Source organism: Polaribacter staleyi, from assembly GCF_038024045.1.
GTDB lineage: Bacteria > Bacteroidota > Bacteroidia > Flavobacteriales > Flavobacteriaceae > Polaribacter > Polaribacter butkevichii.
In genome coordinates, this window is record NZ_CP150665.1 from 3779054 (window position 1) to 3800813 (window position 21760).

The following is a 21760-nucleotide window of genomic DNA, read 5'->3' on the forward strand; positions in this document are numbered from 1 at the left end:
AAAATGCAAAATTATAAAGAAAATACTATTTTTAATGATGAATCTAATACCTTAAATATTAGAGAAGAAATGGAGAAATACCTTTTTCATTGGAAATGGTTTTTATTAGGTGTTATTGTTTTACTAACTTTATCTTTTTTATATTTAAGGTATAGCACACCTCAATATAGAGCAACTACTTCTATAATGATAAAAGATAATAAAAATTCTGGAATATCAAAGGAGCTTGCTGCATTTGAAGATTTAGGTATTGTTGGAGGGTCATCCAATAATACTGATAATGAAATAGAAATATTAAAGTCTAGAAAAATTATTGGACGTGTTGTAGATACTTTGAATTTAACAACTGTTTTTTTTATTCAAGGTAGAATAAAGAAAACGGAATCATATAATAATAAAACTATCAAAATAGAATTTGAATCTGAAAAAGAACGTTTGATAAAACAAGTAAAGGACACATCTTTTACAATTAATGTTTTATCTTCAAATGAATTTGAACTTAAAGATATTGAGGATAATTTTATCTCTAAAAATAATTTTAATGAATTGATTGTCTCAGATATAGGTAATTTTAAAGTAAAAAAAACAATTGAGTTTGATTTTAATGAAGAACATGAAATCTATGTTTCTATTTTAAATAGGGATGAGTTAATTGATAATTATAAAAAAGTATTGAGTATTAGTGCTGTGGATAAAAAATCTAGTGTTTTAACATTATCTTTTAGATATCCCATAAAAGAAAAAGCAGAAACTTTTTTAAATGAATTGGTAAATCAGTATAATCATGATGCTATTAAAGATAAAAATGAGGTTTCGCAAAAAACTAAAAATTTTATAGACGAAAGATTATTTACTATTGGAAAGGATTTAAATTCAATTCAAGATAGAGTAAAGAAATTTAAAACAGATAATAAAATATCGGGGCTTTCAAGTGAAGGAACACTAACTTTAGAGATGGCTTCTAAAAATACTGAAAAATTAATTAAAATTAAAACCGAGTTAAATATTGCAGAGGGTGTTCTTCTAAATATAAAAGGTTCTTCTGAGGATGAAGAAACTTTGCCTCAAAATTTAGGTTTTTCAGATGCAAGTATTTCTCAAGCTATTATGAATTATAATAATCTGGTTCTACTTAAAAATAGATTAAGTGTTAATGCTGGTGAAAAGAATCCTCAAATTCTACAATATGATAAAGAAATAAAGTCTTTAAAATTAAATTTAAAAAATAGTATTATAAATTTAATTTCTTCATTAAAAACGCAATTTAATCAAATAAACAAGGAGGCTAATAGAATAAATTCAAAAGTAACTGCCATACCTTTTTTAGAAAGAGGGTATATCGATATTGCTCGTCAACAAGAAATAATTTCTGGTTTATATTCTTATTTATTAAAGAAAAAAGAAGAAACTGCTATTTCTTTGGCTGTTACTGTTCCTAATGCTAAAATAATTGATGTAGCCTATAGTTCGGATATTCCTATTTCTCCTAATAAAAGAGTAATTGTTATTTTTGGTTTTTTTTTAGGGCTATTAATCCCCTTTACTGTTATATATCTTAAAAATCTATTAGATACAAAGATTCATACTCGTAAAGATATAGAAGATTTAACAACTGTTCCTTTTTTAGGAGATGTACCTCATTCTGAATCGAATGAAAAAATTGTTATAGGGAATGATGCAAGAACAAGTACAGCAGAAGCTTTTCGTTTGATTAGAACCAACTTAGACTTTATGCTGTCTAATCATAAAGATAGTGATTTAGGGAAGACAATATTTGTTACGTCTACGACAAGTGGTGAAGGGAAATCTTTCATTTCGATTAACCTTGCGGCAGCACTCTCTTTATCTAATAAAAAGGTTTTACTTGTTGGAATGGACCTTAGAGCGCCTAAAGTTACAGAGTACCTGGGGATTCCGGAACGAAAAGGAGTTACTAATTTTATAACGAATGATTCTCTGTCTTTAAAAGATGTTAAATTTTCTATTCCAGAAATTAAAGGATTAGATATTATTGCTTCTGGAGTAATTCCTCCAAACCCTGCGGAATTACTTTTAACGGGTAAAGTTAAAGAATTGTTTGACCAAGTTAAAAAAGAATACGATTATGTTATCGTAGATACTGCTCCTGTAAACTTAGTTACGGATACTTTACTGGTTTCTAAGTATGCAGATATGTTTTTATATGTATCTAGAGCCAACTATTTAGACAAGCGTATGCTTAATATAGTACAAACATTATACAATGAAAAGAAATTACCAAATATGGCTATCGTTTTAAATGATACAGACATGACAAGAGGCTATGGTTATGGCTATGGTTATGGCTATGGTTACGGAAATGGATATGTTGAGGATGTTAAAAAACCTTGGTATAAAAGAATTTTAAGTTAAACAAAAAGCATCCATTTGGATGCTTTTTTTATATAAATTTTTTATTGTTATTTAAGAGATGTTTAATTTTTTCTAAGTTTTTTTTGTTTCCAATTTTCTTTAGAAGTTGTAAATGTCTATGATGATGTGTATCTGAACCAACAAAATCATATAGGTTTTCTTTTAAGAGCTTTTCAGATATTTTCTGCACACCTTTTCCATATTGTTCTGTTAGAGATAGTAAATTTAGTTGAAAGACACAACCTGCTTTTTTAAGCTTATAGTAGTGATCAATATTAGTGTGAAGAAAATTATAACGTTCTGGGTGTGCTAATACGGGTTTATAACCTTTAACTTGAATCTCAAATAAGATATCGTAAAGGTTAATTGGTGCACTGAAATAGGACATTTCAACAAGAACATAATTTTCCTTTAAAGTAAGGATGTCATTTTTTTCTAAAATTTCTGAAAATTGTTCATCCAACATATATTCTGCGGCAGCTCTAATAGAAATATCTGTTATATTCCTTTTTTTTAGCTCAGCTCTTACTTCTTCAAGCTTACTTTTTATAGTTGCTGATGAGTTTTTATAAACATCTCCTAACACGTGAGGAGTTGTAATGATGTTTTTTATTCCGTATGAAGCCATTTTAGAAATTAATTCAATAGAATTATCTAAATCTTTGGCACCATCATCAATTCCTGGAAGTAGATGAGAGTGAATGTCTACAAAGCCTTCTGGAAAAAAGTCTGTTAAAGCAATTTCTTTCTTTTTAAAAAAGATCATATCATTATATTTAGTACAAATTTACAATAATTTAATGCTTTTTTTTAATGTAAATCCTATTCAAAATAAAAAATTTCATACGAAAACGATTGAAAATTGATTTACTATTGTATATGAATCTTACTTGTAATATCTTTGAGTAAAACAAAATAATTATGATTTTAATTGCAGATGGAGGTTCTACAAAAGCAGACTGGATTGCTATTGATAAAAATAAAGAAGAAGCATTTAGAGTAAGAACTTTAGGTTTAAATCCAGCTATTGTTCCTGAAGAAGAATTACACAATAGAATTATTAATATGTTTCAACTGATTAATATTAAAGATGACGTTGAAGAAATTCATTTTTATGGAGCGGGTTGTGGTACTCCAAAACCAATTGAAATTTTAAAGAATATTTTGGAGTCTATTTTTGTTAATGCTAAAGTCTTTATTTCTGAAGACATGTTAGCCGCAGTTTATGCAGCTACAGGTAAAGAACCAGCTTTGGTGTGTATTTTAGGTACAGGATCCAATAGTTGCTATTATGACGGCGTAAAAATGGAAATGTTAGTGCCTTCTCTTGGTTATATTTTGATGGACGAAGCTAGTGGTAACTATTTTGGAAAGAAATTGATTATTGATTATTTCTATAAAACCATGCCTAGTGCAATTGCAAAAAAGTTTCATGAAGAGTTTGATTTAGATGCAGATTATATAAAGAAAAATTTATATAGAGAACCTAATCCTAATATGTATTTAGCTTCTTTTGCTAAATTTATGTTTGATTTTAAGGAAGATAAATACATCAAAAAAATTATTAAGAAAGGGTTTCAAGAGTTTTTTAAATATAGAATACTACCTTATAATAAAACAGCAGAAACACCTATTTACTTCATTGGCTCTATAGCATATTACTTTAGAGATATTTTAGAGAAGACAGCAAAAAAGAATAATTTAGTAATAACAGATGTAATACAAAGACCTATTGATAAATTATTAGAATTTCATAAGAATAATATCAATTAATAATTTCTAATAATCTTTCTAAACGCATTCCTCTTGAGCCTTTAATTAAAATAGATTGAAGATTAAGAGGATTGTTTTTTAGATGCGCTAACAAGTCTTCAAAGGTTTTAAACTGCTTGTTCTTTGTTTTAGTTTGATAAAAAATTTCTCCAACTAAATAACAAGCATCAAAATGTAACTTCTCAACTAAGTTTACAATAGTTTGATGTTCTTCTAAGCTTGTTTTGCCTAATTCAAACATATCTCCTAAAATAACTGTTTTATTTGGCGCATTTATGGCTTCAAAATTTTCAAGAGCAGCTTTCATACTTGTTGGGTTTGCGTTATAGGCATCTAAAATAATTTTATTAGCTTCTTTTTGAATGATTTGAGACCTATTATTATCAGGAGTATAGTTTTCTATGGCTTTTTTAATTTTCTTGTCAGAAATCTTAAAATAATGACCAATAGTACCGGCAACGGCAATGTTTGTGTAATTGTATTGCCCGATAAGATGGCTTTGAATGTTTGTAGAATTTAAAGATAATTTTACAAAAGGGTTTACTTCTAAAAATTTTAGATTAGGATGAAAAGGAATCGTATTTAATTTCTTTGAATTTTCTACTTGAATTGCATCATCAGGATTTATAAAGGCTGTTTTATGATTCTTTTCTAGGTAAGTATAAAGTTCACTTTTACCTTCAATTACACCTTCAATTCCACCAAACCCCTCTAAATGTGCTTTACCAAAATTGGTAATATATCCAAAATCTGGTTCGCAAATAGAGCATAAAAATTCAATTTCTTTTTTATGATTTGCTCCCATTTCTACAATACCTATTTCTGTTTTAGGTGTCATTGAGAGTAGTGTAAGCGGCACACCAATATGGTTGTTTAAATTCCCCTTGGTTGCAGAGGTTCTATAAGTTGTACTTAAAACAGCGTTTATTAATTCTTTTGTGGTGGTTTTTCCATTACTTCCTGTTAGCCCAATAATAGGTGTCTTTAATACTTTTCTATGGTAATTTGCTAATTGTTGTAGTATTTTTAAAACATCATCAACCAATATAATATTCGGTTGGTTTTCATACAAATCTTCATCAACAATTGCATAAAGAGCACCTTGTTTTAGAGCTTCTTTAGCAAATAGATTTCCGTTAAAATTTTCACCCTTTAAAGCAAAAAAGAGAGAGTTTTTTCTAATATTTCTTGTGTCTGTATCTACAAGATAATGTTCTTTATACAGTTTATAAATCTCTTTAATTTCCATTTTTAAATATAAAAAAACCTCACTGTAGAAATTACAGTGAGGTTATGTTTTTTAATAAATATTTTATTATCTAACTGAGTTTCTAGCTTTTTTTCTTTTAGAAGACATCGGTCCTACTTTGTCTGTAACACATCTAAAACCAATAAAGTTTGTAGCCATATATTCAGGTAAATATCTTCTTTGTGCTGGATCTAACCAATATTCTCTATCAGACCAAGCTCCACCTTTATACACTCTTGTACTGTTGCTTATTAAAGTAGTTCTTTTTTTAGCATCATTTACTAAAACTTCTCTACCTGTTTCTGGGTCTATTTCTTTAGTAGGACTTCTTGGAGAGTTGTACATGCTTGGTTTAGAACCAAACTGGTCTTGCTCTTCTTCATAGAATCTAGAAGAATTTAAATCTCCATCACCAATATCTGTATTGTCAGAAACAGAAAAATTTCTTCTTAATGCAGCATCATCTTTTGTGATTGGTATATATTTGATACTTCCAGGTAATTCTTTTGGAATTATTTTTCCGTTAGGCAAGGTGTCATATTCTATTTCTGCGTTATCAGAACTATTAATAATTACAACTTTTCCTTCTTTATCAATCATTTTTTTAGTAAAAATATTACCTCTAAAATAATTAAAATCATTTGCGTCATTGTCTATAATTGGTCTATAAACATCAGCAACCCATTCAGCAACATTTCCAGACATATCATATAATCCAAATGCATTTGGTGGATATGATTTTACTTGAATAGGAATGTCTGAACCATCAGAACTCCAGCCAGATAATCCACTATAATCTCCTTCACCTTGTTTAAAATTGGCTAACTGATCACCTCTATGTCTTTTTTTAGTCTCTCTAGAATATTTACCATTCCAAGCATATTTTTTACGACCTCTAATATTGTTATATTCTCTGTTTTCAATATTTGCTTTTGCAGCAAACTCCCATTCAGCTTCTGTTGGTAGTCTGTATTTCTGACTTAAAACACCGTCTGCTTGTGTAATTTTTCTACCTTGAAAAGAGCCTTTTTTATTTTTAACGGTTCCTCTAGATCTAATTCCTCTTTTATAAACAGTGGTATCACCATCAAAAAGATTGTCTGAAGCCGCTAAGAAAACATCTGTATCAAAAAAGTTTCTAATACTATCGTTTTCAAAGATGTTTTTTATGTATCCTTTGTCAATTAATTTTTTTAAGTTTACTGCATTTGTACGCCATTTACAGTATTGATTTGCTTGTAACCAACTAACACCAACAACAGGATAATCTGAATATGCAGGATGTCTAAAATAGTTTTCAGATAAAATATCTGTGTTTCCCAAACTTTTTCTCCAAACTAACGTATCTGGTAAAACAGAATTATAAATGTGCTTATATTTTTCTTCTGATGGAGGAAAAACATCTTTAATGTTTTGCACATATAAAAAGTATTCAGAGTTGGTAACTTCCGATTCATCCATGTAGAATGAGCGGATATGCATCTTTTTTGGAGTTGTATTCCAATCAAACATAACGTCATCTTGCACTTGTCCCATTGTAAAAGAACCTCCTTCTACAGCAACCATTCCCAAAGGGATTTCTTGTCCTGCTGTTTCGTTTCCTCTTATATAATTACCATATTTTGGATTGTTAAAAGGTAATCCTGTAAGTGTCGAATTTCCTGAAGTTGATTTACTACAACTAGCCAAAGTTAAGGCAGATAGTACAACTAAAGATATTTTAAATACGTTTCTCATTCCTAATTGAAAATTAGTTTAGGGTTTTTATTATAGCGATGCAATTTACAATAATTCTACATTCATACAAGTAAAATGGTAATTTTAACGCTGCATTTTTCTTCTCACTTTTAATTAAACGATTGCTTTTTAAATTTAGTATAATTTATCTTTGCAACTACTAAAATATCTACAAATTATTTGCGTTATTTGAATACAATTATGAGAAAACCATTTTTAACTCTTTTTTTTAGTTTTTTAATTCAAGTAATTTCCGCTCAGAGCAGTGCTTCTGTTCTTGCTTCTGGAGATTGGTTTAAGTTTTCGGTAGATACCACTGGGGTTTTTAAAATAGACAAAAATCTATTGCAACAAATAGGAATTTCTACCAACAATTTAAATCCAAAGAAAATTCGTATTTATGGAAATGGAGGGAGTCTATTGCCTGTTCTAAATGCTGATGATAGGTATGATGGCTTACAAGAAAATGCTATTTATATAGAGGGTGAAGATGATGGAACTTTTGATAATGGTGATTATATTTTATTTTATGCTAAAGGTCCGCATGATTGGGTTGGGAACTCTGCCACTACAATAGGTCACAGACAAAATATTTATGACGATAATGCCTATTATTTTATTACGGTTTCTAATGAGGATGGTAAAAGAATAACACAAAAAGCTTCTGTAGTTGGTACAGCTGTAGCTCAAATTACAACTTTTGATGATTATACATTTTATGAAAAAGATGAAAGGAATTTAATTGCGGCGGGGACTCAATGGTTTTTTAATACTGATTTTAATATAGAAAATACACAGAGTTTTAAAATTCCGTTTCCCAATTCTGTTTCTGGATCTGTGAGTTCTATTAGAGTTAGAGGGGTTTCTACATCTATTATTTCTTCTACAATGACCGTTAAAGTTAATGGAGTAGATCTTTATAATCTTAATTTTTTCCCTGTAAGTGGAGCAGATAATGCAAGAACATCTGAAAATAAAGGGAATGCATCTAATGCTACAGACTTTTTTGATGTGTCTATAACGTATGATAATAAAGGAAATCCGTCTGCTACTGCTTTTTTAGATTATATAGAGATTGTTGGTAAAAAAGAATTAATTGCTAATGGAAATCAATTTTCATTTAGAAGTTTTGAGCAAGCAAATTCAACAGGAATTGTAGAGTATCAAATTCAAAATAATTCAAATATTTTTAAGGTTTGGGAGGTGTCAAATCATTTAGAACCTCAAAATATAAGTAATGAAGATACTGGTAGTAATTTTCTTTTTAAAACTAACGGAGGTAATTTAAAGGAATATGTTGTTTTGAATAAGAATGACTATTACATTCCCAAAACAATACCAAACAGTCGTATTGCTAATCAAAATCTACATAGTTTAAAAGATATCAATTATCTTGTTATTACAAGTTCAGATCTTTCTAGTGAAGCGCAAAGAATGGCAGATTATCATCAAGAGAACTCCAGCTTAACAACAAAAGTAGTTTTGTTAGATGAAATTTATAATGAATTTTCTTCGGGATCTAAAGATATTACAGGAATTAGAGATTTTATAAAACTATTATATACCACCAATTCATCAGATGATAAAAAACTAAAATATGTTTGTTTCTTTGGAGATTCTTCTTACGATTATAAAGATAGAATTTCTGGGAATAACAATATAGTCCCAGTAAAATTATCTGAAAGTAGTTTTAATTTAGCTAGTTCTTGGGTTACAGATGATTTTTTTGTGATGTTAGATGATAATGAGGGAACTATGAATTCAGGTAGTCATACCATTGATGTGGCTTCAAGTAGAATTCCGGTTTCTACCATTTCGGAAGCAAAAATAGCTGTTGATAAAATTTTAAGTTATTACCATAAAGATGCTCTTGGCGATTGGCGAAATACAATTACCTTATTGGCTGATGATATAGATGCGGCAGGTGAAGAAGTTTTACAGGCAGGTGTTGAGTCTATTGCTGATGATATAAAAGATAAAAAACAGATTTTTAATATTAATAAAATCTATTTAAATGCATATGTTCAAGAGAATTCTTCTGGTGGAGAACGATATCCAGAAGTTAATGAGGCGATAACAAATGCAATAGAAAAAGGGACGTTGGTTTTCGATTATTTTGGTCATGGAGGGGAAGATGGATTTGCTTCTGAGAAAATTTTAGAAAAACCACAAATTCAGGGGTTTAACAACCCTAATACCTTACCTCTTTTAATAACTGTTACTTGCGATTTTTCGAGATTTGATAATCCAAATAGAATAACAGCCGGAGAACTTACTTTTTTGAACGAGAAAGGAGGTGCTGCAAATATGATAACAACAACAAGAGAAGTTTATATATCAACAGGACAGGCGTTTAATGAAGATTTAATTGAAGTTTTATTACAATTTGAAACGGAAGATGAAAGTTTATCTGTAGCTGAGGGGTTAATGAAAACCAAAAATAGTTTTTCGAGCACACAAAAATTCTTTATTTTTCATTTTGGAGATCCAGCAATGAAATTAGCAATTCCAAAACCAAATGTTCGTATTACCGAAATGAATGGTAAAGATATTTCTCAATTAGATACCTTAAAGGCGTTGTCTAAAGTCCATTTTAAAGGAGTAGTTTTAGACGATAAAAATCTGGTTTTACCAGATTTTAACGGAACCTTGTCTACTACGGTTTTTGATAAATCTATAGATAGAACTACGTTAGATAATGATGGTTTTGGTATAACGATGCCCTTTGATATTCAAAACAGTAAAATTTTTAGAGGAGAAGCTACCGTTGCAAATGGTGAGTTTGAATTTGATTTTATTGTTCCGAAGGATATAAAAATAGCTTATGGAAAAGGAAAGCTAAGTTTTTATGTTAATAATGAAGTTATTGATAAAGCAGGATATAATGTAGATATTGTTGTGGGAGGTATCGATGAGAATGCGCCAGACGATACGGTTGGCCCAGAAATAAAACTCTATATGAATGATGAGTCTTTTATTGATGGAGGAAACACCAACAGCTCTCCTAATTTAATTGCTGTTTTATCTGATGCAAGCGGAATTAATACTTCTATTACAGCGGTAGACCATGATATTGTTGGTATTTTAGATGGTGACACCACCAACCCAATTATATTAAATGATTTTTATAAAACAGAACTTAACGATTTTACTAAAGGTAAAGTAACGTATACATTAAGAGATTTAGAGGTTGGGCCACATACTTTAAAGATAAAAGTTTGGGATACATACAATAATTCATCAGAATTAACGTTAAATTTCGTGGTTGTAAGTGATACAATCTTAAATTTAGAAAATGTTTTAAATTATCCAAACCCTTTTGTAAATTACACTGAGTTTTGGTTTAATCACAACAAGCCTAATGAAAACCTAGAAGTGCAAGTTCAAATATTTACGGTTTCGGGTAAATTAATAAAAACAATCAATCAAAATATACCAAACGCAGAAACGTTGGTAAGAAGTATTACCTGGAATGGTTTAGACGATTTTGGGAATAAAATAGGAAAAGGCGTTTATGTCTATAAATTAAAAGTAAAATCAACAGAAAGTAATCTAGTGGCAGAGAAATATGAAAAATTAGTAATACTTCAATAAAAATTAGATATTTGTCAAATAAAAATCCGAATAAAGAAATCAAATGAAGAAATTAGGAGTCTATTTTATACTGTGTGCGTTTGTAACTATAAAGACAACTGCACAAACAACAATTAATACCGATAATATTGGCGGTATTACTACTGCTGTACCATTCTTATTAATAACACCAGATGCAAGAGCAGGTGGTATGGGAGATGTAGGAGTTGCAACTTCTGCAGATGCTTTTTCTTTGTTTCATAATGCGGCAAAAATGACATTTAGTAACAGACAAGTTAAAGCGGGTATTACCTACTCACCTTGGTTACGTAATTTAACCGATGATATTTTTACAGGAAGTGCGTCTTACATGAACCGTTTTAGTGATAGAGCGGCTTGGGGAGCAGATTTAAAATATTTTTCTTTAGGGCAGATAGATTTAACGAACTCAGATGGTAGTGATAATGGAACAATTAACCCAAATGAATTAGCATTTACAGGTGCATATGCACTAAAGTTAAGCGAAACATTTTCTATGGGAGTAGGTTTAAAATATGTTAGATCTAATTTAACTTTTAATGGAACAAATAGTACATTAAGACCTATAAATTCTTTTGCAGTTGATGTTTCTGGATATTACCAGTCTTTAGAAGAAAACTACGGTAACTTTAATGGTAGATATAGATTAGGGTTTAATATTGCTAATATTGGTCCAAAGGTTTCTTATAATCCAGGAAGCGAAGATTTTATTCCTACCAATTTAAAATTAGGGGGTGGATTTGATTTTATTTTAGATGATTATAATACCATTTCTACAACATTAGAATTTACAAAATTATTAGTGCCAACACCACCAATTAGAGATAATGATGGTAATATTGTAGAAGGTGAAGACGACAACGTTGGTTGGGTAAGCGGAATTTTTCAATCTTTTGGAGACGCTCCAGGCGGATTTAGCGAAGAAATAAAAGAATTTACTTATGCTTTAGGGGCTGAGTATTTATATAACAATGCCTTTGCTTTAAGAGGAGGTTATTTTCATGAAAGTCAAGAGAAAGGAAATAGACAATATTTTACATTAGGTGGTGGGTTTAAAACCAATGCATTAAATGTAGATTTGTCTTATTTAATTAATGCTTCTGATGTAAATAATCCACTAGAAAACTCCTTACGTTTTTCATTATCATTTGATTTAGGTGAAGTTTTTGATGATTATTAAAAAGTCAATTATTTTTAGTAAGTTTATAACAATATTTAAAAGCAGTCAAATAAGGCTGCTTTTTTTGACGAACAGATTTTTATGAGAAAAATTGAAGTTTCAACATCTGCAACTATTTATACCGATATTTCAGAACTTTCTGAAGAAGACAATATGTTAATGCATAAAGCCATTGAAGCTAGAAAAAAAGCATACGCACCGTATTCTAAATTTAATGTAGGGGCTGCTTTGTTGTTAGATAATGGAGAAATAGTTTTAGGTAATAACCAAGAAAGTGCAGCATATCCTTCTGGTATGTGTGCCGAAAGAGTTGCTATTTGGAAAGCAGGTTCAACGTATCCTGATATGAAAATTAAGAAATTAGCAATTACAGCAAGTTCTACCATTACCAACGTAAACAAACCAATAGGTCCTTGTGGAGCTTGTAGGCAAACCTTATCTGAGTATGAAATCAATCAAAAAGAACCCTTTAAAGTACTTTTTATGGGAGAAGTAGGTGAAGTTGTTGTAACAGAATCTCTACTTTCTTTATTACCTTTTTCGTTTGATAGTAAATACTTGTAGTTTTTTTAGGGCGTTTTAACAGGCTTTCCACTATATCTTTTTATGCAGCATTTAGGTTAGCTTATTTTGCTAAAAAAAAATGAATTAATTACAAAAAAAGATAAAGAATAAAAGGGAAGCATAAAAAGGATGCCGTTTCAATCCCTAACGCAAACAGTAAATGATACTGTTTTTAGAATCTTACCTTGTCTTTTCCTGCAAGGTTTTAAGAACCTTGTATGTGTGTGTTCTTAGGAAAATAATAAAACTAAATTGTATATGAAACCAGATATTTCTTCAAGAAAAGACATCAAATTGATCATTACAAAATTTTATGATTTATTATTGGAAGACAAAAAAATGATTCCTTTTTTTGAGGATATTGTTGCCCAAAATCATTTAGAAGAGCATTTAAATGTGATTTCTGATTTCTGGAATGATATTCTTTTTGATACAAATACTTATGCTAATAATGTGATGAAAAAGCATCTCGATAAAAACGTTTTTGTAGCTTTTAAGAAAGAGCATTTTACCATTTGGATATCGTATTTATTTGAAACTATTGATGCTAATTTTGAAGGAGAAAATGTACATAACATGAAAAATAGAGCAAGGTCTATTGCCACTGTTATGGAACTAAAACTGGGTATCTATCAATAAAAAGAAACACTAATTTTTTAAGTTTTTCTTAATAAATAATAGCTTTGAATATCATTAAAAAAACACAAATTTTAGTGTGGTTTATAGCGAATTTTGTATTTTAGAGGGCTTATATTTGCAATAAAATAATATTTAATATCAATTATGATTTCATCAAAAATAATAGGAACAGGAACATTTATTCCTTCTATAAAAAAAGAAAATAAAGATTTCTTAAATGAACACTTTTTAAACGAAGATGGGTCATCTTTTGATTCTGATAATGATGTAATTATTGAAAAATTTAAAGCAATTACTGGTATTGAAGAAAGGCGGTATGCAAAACCAGAATATAACTCTTCTGATTTGGCATACTTTGCAGCTCAAAAAGCTATTGATGATGCTAATATTAATCAAGAAGAATTAGATTATATTATTATTGCTCATAATTTTGGAGACGTAAAAGTAGGTGCTGTACAAAGTGATATGCTACCAAGTTTAGCAACTAGAGTTAAACATAAATTGGGTATAGAAAACCCTAACTGTGTTGCGTATGATATTCTTTTTGGTTGCCCTGGTTGGATAGAAGCAACCATACAAGCCCATGCATTTATTAAAGCAGGAATGGCTAAAAAATGTTTGGTTATTGGTTCTGAAACTTTGTCTAGAGTAGTAGATAGATATGATAGAGATTCTATGATTTTTAGTGATGGGGCAGGAGCTTGTATTTTAGAAGCAACAGAAGAAGCTAATGTTGGTATTTTAAGTCATGCAACGCAAACTTTTGCAAAAGACGAAGCCTTTTATTTACATTATGGAAGTACTTTTAATAAAGAAGAAAACCAAGATGTACAATATATTAAAATGTTAGGTAGAAAAATTTATGAATTTGCCTTGGTTCATGTGCCAGCTGCAATGAAATTTGCTTTAGATAATGCAGGTGTAGAAATAGATGATGTTAAAAAAATATTCATTCACCAAGCCAATGAAAAAATGGATGAGGCTATTATGAAACGTTTCTTTAGATTGTTTAAAAAGAAAGTTCCAGAAGGAATAATGCCTTTAAGTATTCGTAAATTAGGAAATAGTTCTGTGGCAACCGTACCTACATTATTAGACTTAGTTTTAAAAGGTGAAATTGAAAATCAAGAAGTAAATAAAGGTGATGTTGTTATTTTTGCTTCCGTTGGAGCAGGAATGAATATCAACGCAATTGTTTATAGGTTTTAGTAGAAGCCTTTAGCGGTTTATAACATTTTTTATTTTTTTAGAGGATTTTACAAAAAAAAACATTTTGTTTAGAAATTAACGGAGAATGTTAAGTGATATTCTTGTGTTTTTCTATCAAATTACAGAGAAATAGTAACGTTTTCTAATTGGTGATAAAAAATATGAATTTCAGTGTTAAAATTTAATCTGAAATAGTATTTTTGCGCATGCAACAACACAACGTACTTATTTTAGATTTCGGGTCGCAATACACACAGTTAATTGCGAGAAGAGTAAGAGAATTAAACATTTATTGTGAAATTCATCCTTATAACCATCCACCAAAAAATCAAGCAGAGTTTAAAGCGGTTATCTTATCCGGAAGCCCAAATTCTGTAAGAGGAGAAAATGTTTTACATCCAGATTTATCAGAAATTAGAGGAAAAAAACCTGTTTTAGCAGTTTGCTATGGTGCACAATACCTAGCCCATTTTGCTGGCGGACAAGTGGCTCCTTCTAATACAAGAGAATATGGTAGAGCAAATTTATCGTACATAAAAAGCGATGAAACTTTCTTTGAAAACATTTCTACTGGAAGTCAGGTTTGGATGAGTCACTCAGACACAATTAAAGAATTGCCAACTAATGGAGAATTGTTAGCTAGCACAAAAGACGTAGAAAATGCGGCTTATAAAATTAAAGGCGAAGAAACTTTTGCCATTCAATTTCACCCAGAAGTATATCATTCTAAAGATGGTAAACAAATTTTAGAAAACTTTTTAGTAAAGATTGCAGGAGTAGCACAAACGTGGACACCAGATTCTTTTGTAGAAAGTACTGTAGCCTCTATAAGAGAAAAAGTAGGCAACGATAAAGTAGTTTTAGGGCTTTCTGGAGGTGTAGATTCTTCTGTAGCAGCAGTTTTGTTAAACAAAGCAATTGGTAAAAACCTATACTGTATTTTTGTAAATAACGGACTTTTACGTAAAAATGAGTTCGAAACTGTATTAAAAAGATACGAAGGCATGGGATTAAACGTTAAAGGTGTAGATGCATCGGCACGTTTTTTGAAAGCCTTAGAAGGATTAACCGATCCAGAAAAGAAAAGAAAAGCAATTGGGAATGCCTTTATAGAGGTTTTTGATGATGAAGCTCATAAAATTACAGATGTAACTTGGTTAGCACAAGGAACTATTTATCCCGATGTTATTGAGTCTGTTTCTGTAAATGGAGGTCCATCTGCAACTATTAAAAGTCATCATAATGTAGGAGGTTTACCAGATTTTATGAAATTAAAAATTGTAGAACCTTTAAAAATGATTTTTAAAGATGAGGTAAGAAGAGTAGGTGCTTCTATGGGGATAGATCCAGAATTATTAGGACGTCATCCTTTTCCTGGTCCAGGTTTAGGAATCCGTATTTTAGGAGATATTACAGCAGAAAAGGTGCGTATTTTACAAGAAGTAGACGCTATTTTTGTAAACGGATTAAAAGAAGATGGTTTGTATGATAAAGTTTGGCAAGCTGGTGCTATGTTACTTCCTGTAAACTCTGTTGGAGTAATGGGAGATGAAAGAACATACGAAAAAGTTGTTGCTTTAAGAGCTGTAGAAAGTACAGACGGTATGACAGCAGATTGGGTAAATTTACCTTATGAGTTTTTACAAAAAACATCTAATAAAATTATAAATCAAGTAAAAGGTGTAAACAGAGTTGTATATGATATTAGCTCTAAACCACCTGCAACTATAGAATGGGAATAATGTATATGAAACATGTAAAATTTTTTGTTTTTCTATGTATTTTAACGTTTACTGTTTCTTGCGGTCAACAAAAAAAATACGTTCAGTATAAGGTAAAAGAAGGTGAAACCATGAGGGAAATTGCCCAAAGATTGGATATGAAAACCAGTGATTTACTTCGCTTAAACCCAGATGTGGGCAGAAAGCCAGAAGCAAACTCTGTAATTGTAATTCCTAACAAAAAAATAAAAGCATCAAATTCAATTACAAAAGGAAAAACGGTAGATGATAAAATTACAGAGGCAGCCAAAAACGAAGCAGCTTTAAAAAATAAAGAGGAAGAACTTCTAAATGAACTTAAAAAGAACTTTGTTGTTTATGAAGTAAAAAAAGGAGATACTTTCTATAGTTTAACGCGTTTTTATAATGTTTCTCAAGAAAATTTAATTGCTTTAAATCCCATTTTATCAGAGGGGTTAAAAGTAGGGCAGCATATAAAAATTAAAGCCATAGAAGCAGGCGATACTTCAGAAAACTATATTTACGAAGATGTTATACAACGTAATATTTCTTTAAAAGTAGCATTGCTTTTGCCGTTTAGTGCAAAAGAACACAGTGGTACAGAATCTAAAGATATATTTCAGAGAAGTAAATTGGCAAACATGGTAACCGATTTTTATTTAGGAGCAGAAATAGCTATAGATTCTTTAAGAAAACAAGGAATTAACATAGACCTTAATGTTTTTGATACAGAAAAAAATGGTACAAAAATTAAAACCATTTTGGCAGAAAACAATCTTAATAAAAACGATGTTGTTATTGGGCCTTTGTATTCAGAAGAAGTAGAAATAGTTGCAAATAAAGTAAATGCACCTGTAATTTTTCCTTTTTATTCTAAAAATCAATCTAAATTTTCTGCATCAAAGTTGATTAAAACATCACCTGAGAAAAAAGTTTTTAGAGAAGAGTTAACTGCTTATATTAAAGATAATTTTACAAAAGGTAATTTAATTTTAGTGGGTGATGGAAAATCAGAATCTAACGCTTCTAATGCCATTATAAAACAAGCTTTACAATCTCATGATTCTATTAGCGTTGTACATACTCTTAAACCCAATAAAGGATATATCGCTAAAGACCGTTTCTTAAAAATTTTGAAACCAAATCAAGAAAATTGGGTGGTTTTAACATCTGGTAATACTATTTTGGTAGCAGATGCTATTAATAGTTTAATAAGTTTACCAGAAAACACAAGCGTTCGTGTTTTTACATTTAATAAAGGAAAAGCTTTCGATAAAATTGCCAATTTAAAATTAGCCAAAGTTAACCTAACTTATGTTAGTGATGAGTATGTAAATGAAGCTTCAGCATCAACACAACAATTTAATAAGCAATACGCTAAAAAGAACAACGCGTTGCCTTCTTTTTCGGCAACCAAAGGTTTTGATATTACGTATGATGTTTTAATCCGTTTAGCATCTGGAGATGATTTAAAAGATACTTTTAAAGACGGTGCCTCTTTTAGAGTAGAAAGTAAATTTGATTACTCAAGCAAAGCATTTGGAGTTTCAGAAAATAAAGGACTATTTATCGTTCAATATAATAAAGATTTAAGTTTAACTAGATTAAAATAGAAAGCTCTTAGCGTAAATGGGAAATAGTTTTTTTAGAAGCTATTTCCTGCTTTCACTACTCGCTTTTTTAGTACTGATAAAAATCAGTACTAAAAAGAGCTCAAACAAACCGTTCAATCAGGGCTAAGCTCTTTTAGAAGCCAATTGTATAAAGAGTATTTTAAGTTTTAATAAGAAAAGTATTAGTCATAAAAAAATCCGCTGAAAAGCGGATTTTTTTTATATTATTTGAAACAAAATAGATTAGATTTTTTTCATCTGTTGTTTCATCATTCCCATTTGTTCTTTAAGCATACCGTGTTTGTCTAATTTTTTAGCCTCCGCCATTAAATTAATAGCTTCACGTTTACGTCTTTTTGTCATTGCAATACCAGCTAATTGTAATTTTGCCATTGCTAAATCATGATCCATTGGTAAACCTAATTTTATGGCTTTACGTAAAAATTTTTCGGCTTGTGTAATGTTTGTTTGGCTTAAAATAATACCGTGTAAATAGTTATAATACCCTTGTTGTTTTACTATTAAAGCGGCTTCTGGGTTTTTAATATATCCTAACCATTTCTTAGTACCTTCAAAATTTTGTTTACGCAATTGTAAAAAAGCCATTAAAATAAATTCGTTTTTAAAGTATAGCAAAACAAAAATTCCGGCTAATAATAAGATAGAAATTCCGTTCATTATATTTCCCTGACTGAATTGATACACTGCCCAAGCAGTAAGTAAACCTGCAATAGCTAATTTTATATTTTTATGAAACATATTGTTTTTTAATGTTAATTAAATCGAAAGCAAAAATACATTTTATTGCGAAACTTTATCGTTACTTTTTAAAGTATTTCTTGTATTTAAACGATGCTATAATGGTTAGTATTACTAACGCTGCAATATAATAATAAGCCTCTCTTGGTGTTATCGCTTTATCTCCACTAGCATAAGAATGCAATCCAGATAAGTAGAAGTTTACTCCAAAGTAAGTCATCATTATAGATAAATACGCAAAGGCAGCTGCAAAATTAAAAGCAAGTCTACTACGTAAACCAGGTATTAAGCGCATGTGTAAAACAAAAGCATAAATCATGATAGAAATTAATGCCCAGGTTTCTTTTGGATCCCAACCCCAATAACGTCCCCAACTTTCATTAGCCCACATACCACCAAGAAAATTACCAACCGTTAGCATTACCAAACCAACCGTAACGGCCATTTCTGTAATAATGGTTAATTCTTTAATATTAAGATCCATTCTCTTCTTATTCTTTTCTGTAGTAAAAGCAATAAGTAGTAAAGAAACAATACCCAAAATCATTCCTAAAGAAAAAGGACCATAACTTGCCACAATAATAGAAACGTGTACCATTAACCACCAAGAGTTTAAAACCGGTTGTAAATTAGCAATGGCCGGATCTAACCAGTTTTGATGTGCAAATATTAAAATAATGGCAGCTAAAAAGGTAGTAGCTCCAATAGTTAGTGTAGATTTTTTTCCTAAATATAAACCAAATAGCATGGTTGCCCAGGCAACATAAATAATAGATTCATAAGCGTTACTCCAAGGCGCATTTCCGCTAATATACCATCTAGCGGCTAATCCGAAAGTATGAAATATAAAACTAAGAATGGTTAATACAATAAGGCCTTTTACAATATAACTAAGTGTTTTAGACTTATAGAAAAATATTTTTAAAATCTCGATAAAGATTAATAACAAGCCTAAAATCATATAAAAAATAGAAGTTTTTGTAAATATGTTCCATTTGTTATAGGTAATTTCTAAATCTATTTTATTTTCAGAAGGATATACTTCTGCTCCAAATTTCTTTTGAAACTTTTTAATTCCGTCTAAAATTTGATCTGCTTTAGAGTAATCTTTGGTCTTTTTTGCTTCTTGTAAAAGCTGAATATATACAGGTAAAGATTGGCGAACAAATACAGAGTCTGTAGCTTTAAAACCTGCCGTTGAGGTTTCTGGTTGAGAAACCCATTTGTTGTTATCGTCATTAGGTATTGGGTAAATACGTAAAATACCACCACCAATGGCACTGTATAGTAAACCTACTCTTTTATCAATTTTAATAAGGTCTTTTTCAAACTTATTTTTTACATTCTTTTTTTGTGCTTCTGCTACTTGATCTTTAATTTTATAGGCTCCAGTTGGCGTAATAAAATCAGATAAACGTGCATGTTTTGCAGTAACAGGTATGTCTAATACTTCTCTAATTTTGTCGTTTCCTTTTTCTAAATAAATTACAGGAACCTCAAACCAAAAACGAGGGTTTTCTATAATAGATAGCAAAACCTGACTCGGTTGCATGCCGTTAAAAGTTTCTGCCTGACTAACTTTTCTAACCAGTTCAGAGGCAAAAGTGTGCGCCGGTTTCATTCGTCCACCTGCATCTTGTATTACTAGTTTGTTAAAACTTTCGGCATGGTTTATATCAACTAAATTTGCTTTTAAAACAGAGTCTATTTGTTGATTTGTAATGTTGTTTTTTTGATGTGCTTCGTGTTGCCCAAAACTAAAACTAGAAATTAATAATGTTGCCACGATAGACATGGTCATTTTTTTCTTTCTAATTTTTCGCAACCCTTTTTTTAAGTCGTTAAAACGTGTGTTTTTATCAAAAAGCATACTAATTAAACCTGTGTATAATAAAGAATACCCCAAATACGTAATAAAAGTTCCTAAAAAATCGTGGTTTACAGACAAGTGTGTTTCTTCTCTAGGACCTGATAAATCGTAACTAGATTGAAAAAATTTGTATCCTTTATGGTCTAAAATATGATTCATAAAAATTCTATAATCAAAAGTTTCTTCGGTATCTATTACCGTTACCTCACTTGCATAAGATGCAGCACTTTCTGAGCCAGGGTATTTTTCTAATTGAAAGTCGTTTAGCTTTATAGAAAAAGGAGTTTCAAGTATTTTAGCACCATATAACATTCTAAAATTTAAACCACCAACAGAAAGCTCTTTAGAACCCGAAGCGTTATATTTACCACCTGCTAATTCTATTCTTTTTGTTTCGTTTTTGCTTTTAACATCTACAACAATTACATCTAAATTGTTACTATCTTTAGCACCGCTAATGGTTTTCATAACACCTTTCTCAGCAGGTTTAGGGATTACAAATTGTAAACCAGCAATGTTATTTAAGGTTAAGTATTGAAAATTTTGTACAGAATCTTTTACAATATTTCCTCTTTTTTGATCGGCCATTCTAAACCAATCACCATCATTCTTAGATATTATTTTTAATCCACCATCTTTATTTATAAAGTTAACAGATGCATTATTATCTGGGGCTTCAAAACCAACTAAAACTCCGTGGATATTTTGAATAGTACCTTTTTTAATCCAGTGTTCATGACGCGTTCCTTCTGAAGATTCTACAAAAAATAAATGATCAACACCATTTTTGTCTTCTACTAATTTCTTTTCTGCTTTCGGAATATAATCAACTAGTTCGAAACTAAAGTCTTGTGTACTGTCTTCATTTTTAAAACTATCTGTATACGACCAAGAGTTTTTACCCCAAGTAGATAATAATAAAGGTTTATTTATTTCTGGTTTTTGAACCTTACCATTATCAACAATTACATTTAAATAAGTAGTTTCAGATAAAAATTTATTGGTAGATTGTCCTTCTTCGATCATCATAATACCCTCGTAACCAATATAACGTGTAACTCCAGCACCAATTATGATAAAGAAAAAAGCCAAATGAAACATTAAAACAGCCCATTTTTCTTTTTTATACAATCTATATCTAAATATGTTTCCAAAGAAGTTGATAACAAAGAATATCATAATAGCTTCGAACCACCAAGTGTTATAAACAAGTGCTTTAGAGGTTTGGGTACCAAAATCATTTTCTATAAATGTGGCAACTCCCATTGCCGCAGCAAAAACGATAAATAAGACAGCCATTAAACGTGTTGAGTAAAGTATACTAAGAATTTTTTTCATCCTTCTGAAGTGCTTTTTTTAAAAGAGCTACAAATTTAAGCATAAAAGCACAAATGAACTTCGAGATACCGGTATATTTATGTG

14 protein-coding genes are annotated in these 21760 nt (G+C 30.2%); 9 read left to right on the forward strand and 5 right to left on the reverse strand.

All coding sequences use genetic code 11. The features are described 5' to 3' along the window. Positions 1-3 precede the first annotated feature (3 nt). Positions 4-2391: a GumC family protein gene (locus WHD07_RS15780; protein WP_343329159.1), complete on the forward strand. Its 2388-nt coding sequence runs from the start codon at positions 4-6 to the stop codon at positions 2389-2391. Positions 2392-2419: 28 nt separating this feature from the next. Here the strand turns inward: WHD07_RS15780 and WHD07_RS15785 are convergent, their stop codons facing one another. Next, positions 2420-3157, reverse strand: a complete 738-nt coding sequence (locus WHD07_RS15785; RefSeq protein ID WP_343329160.1) for a tyrosine-protein phosphatase — start codon at positions 3155-3157, stop codon at positions 2420-2422. Between the two features lie 155 nt (positions 3158-3312). Between WHD07_RS15785 and WHD07_RS15790 the strand changes: the two genes are divergently transcribed. Beyond that, positions 3313-4164: an N-acetylglucosamine kinase gene (locus WHD07_RS15790; protein ID WP_343329161.1), complete on the forward strand. Its 852-nt coding sequence runs from the start codon at positions 3313-3315 to the stop codon at positions 4162-4164. Here WHD07_RS15790 and WHD07_RS15795 read toward each other — a convergent pair. Then, entirely contained in the window at positions 4157-5413 is a 1257-nt protein-coding gene (locus tag WHD07_RS15795; protein ID WP_343329162.1) for a UDP-N-acetylmuramoyl-tripeptide--D-alanyl-D-alanine ligase, read from the reverse strand. The genes WHD07_RS15790 and WHD07_RS15795 overlap by 8 nt on opposite strands. Positions 5414-5479: 66 nt before the next feature. Next, positions 5480-7150, reverse strand: a complete 1671-nt coding sequence (gene gldJ, locus WHD07_RS15800) for a gliding motility lipoprotein GldJ (protein ID WP_343329163.1) — start codon at positions 7148-7150, stop codon at positions 5480-5482. 201 nt (positions 7151-7351) lie between these two features. Here gldJ and porU point away from each other — a divergent pair, with 201 nt between their 5' ends. The 7 genes from porU (at position 7352) to WHD07_RS15835 (ending at position 17709) form a co-directional block, all read left to right on the forward strand. Then, the gene (porU, locus tag WHD07_RS15805) at positions 7352-10744 is read left to right on the forward strand and encodes a type IX secretion system sortase PorU (protein ID WP_343329164.1); all 3393 of its coding nucleotides are present in this window, start codon (positions 7352-7354) and stop codon (positions 10742-10744) included. Positions 10745-10787: 43 nt separating this feature from the next. After that, positions 10788-11942, forward strand: a complete 1155-nt coding sequence (gene porV / locus WHD07_RS15810; RefSeq protein WP_343329165.1) for a type IX secretion system outer membrane channel protein PorV — start codon at positions 10788-10790, stop codon at positions 11940-11942. 81 nt (positions 11943-12023) lie between these two features. Continuing rightward, on the forward strand, positions 12024-12506 hold the full coding sequence (gene cdd, locus WHD07_RS15815; protein ID WP_105047753.1) for a cytidine deaminase: 483 nt from the start codon (positions 12024-12026) through the stop codon (positions 12504-12506). A gap of 258 nt (positions 12507-12764) precedes the next feature. After that, positions 12765-13145: a group III truncated hemoglobin gene (locus WHD07_RS15820; RefSeq protein ID WP_343329166.1), complete on the forward strand. Its 381-nt coding sequence runs from the start codon at positions 12765-12767 to the stop codon at positions 13143-13145. 144 nt (positions 13146-13289) lie between these two features. After that, complete coding sequence (locus tag WHD07_RS15825; RefSeq protein ID WP_105047755.1) at positions 13290-14354, forward strand: 3-oxoacyl-ACP synthase III family protein; 1065 nt, start codon at positions 13290-13292, stop codon at positions 14352-14354. Between the two features lie 206 nt (positions 14355-14560). After that, entirely contained in the window at positions 14561-16096 is a 1536-nt protein-coding gene (guaA, locus tag WHD07_RS15830) for a glutamine-hydrolyzing GMP synthase (protein ID WP_105047756.1), read from the forward strand. 5 nt (positions 16097-16101) lie between these two features. Continuing rightward, entirely contained in the window at positions 16102-17709 is a 1608-nt protein-coding gene (locus WHD07_RS15835) for a LysM peptidoglycan-binding domain-containing protein (protein WP_343329167.1), read from the forward strand. Between the two features lie 243 nt (positions 17710-17952). Here WHD07_RS15835 and WHD07_RS15840 read toward each other — a convergent pair whose 3' ends face one another. Both WHD07_RS15840 and ccsA read right to left on the reverse strand, forming a co-directional pair. After that, positions 17953-18468, reverse strand: coding sequence for a hypothetical protein (locus WHD07_RS15840; protein WP_105047758.1), 516 nt, complete (start codon positions 18466-18468; stop codon positions 17953-17955). 61 nt (positions 18469-18529) lie between these two features. Then, positions 18530-21676, reverse strand: coding sequence for a cytochrome c biogenesis protein CcsA (gene ccsA / locus WHD07_RS15845; protein WP_343329168.1), 3147 nt, complete (start codon positions 21674-21676; stop codon positions 18530-18532). Positions 21677-21760 lie beyond the last annotated feature (84 nt).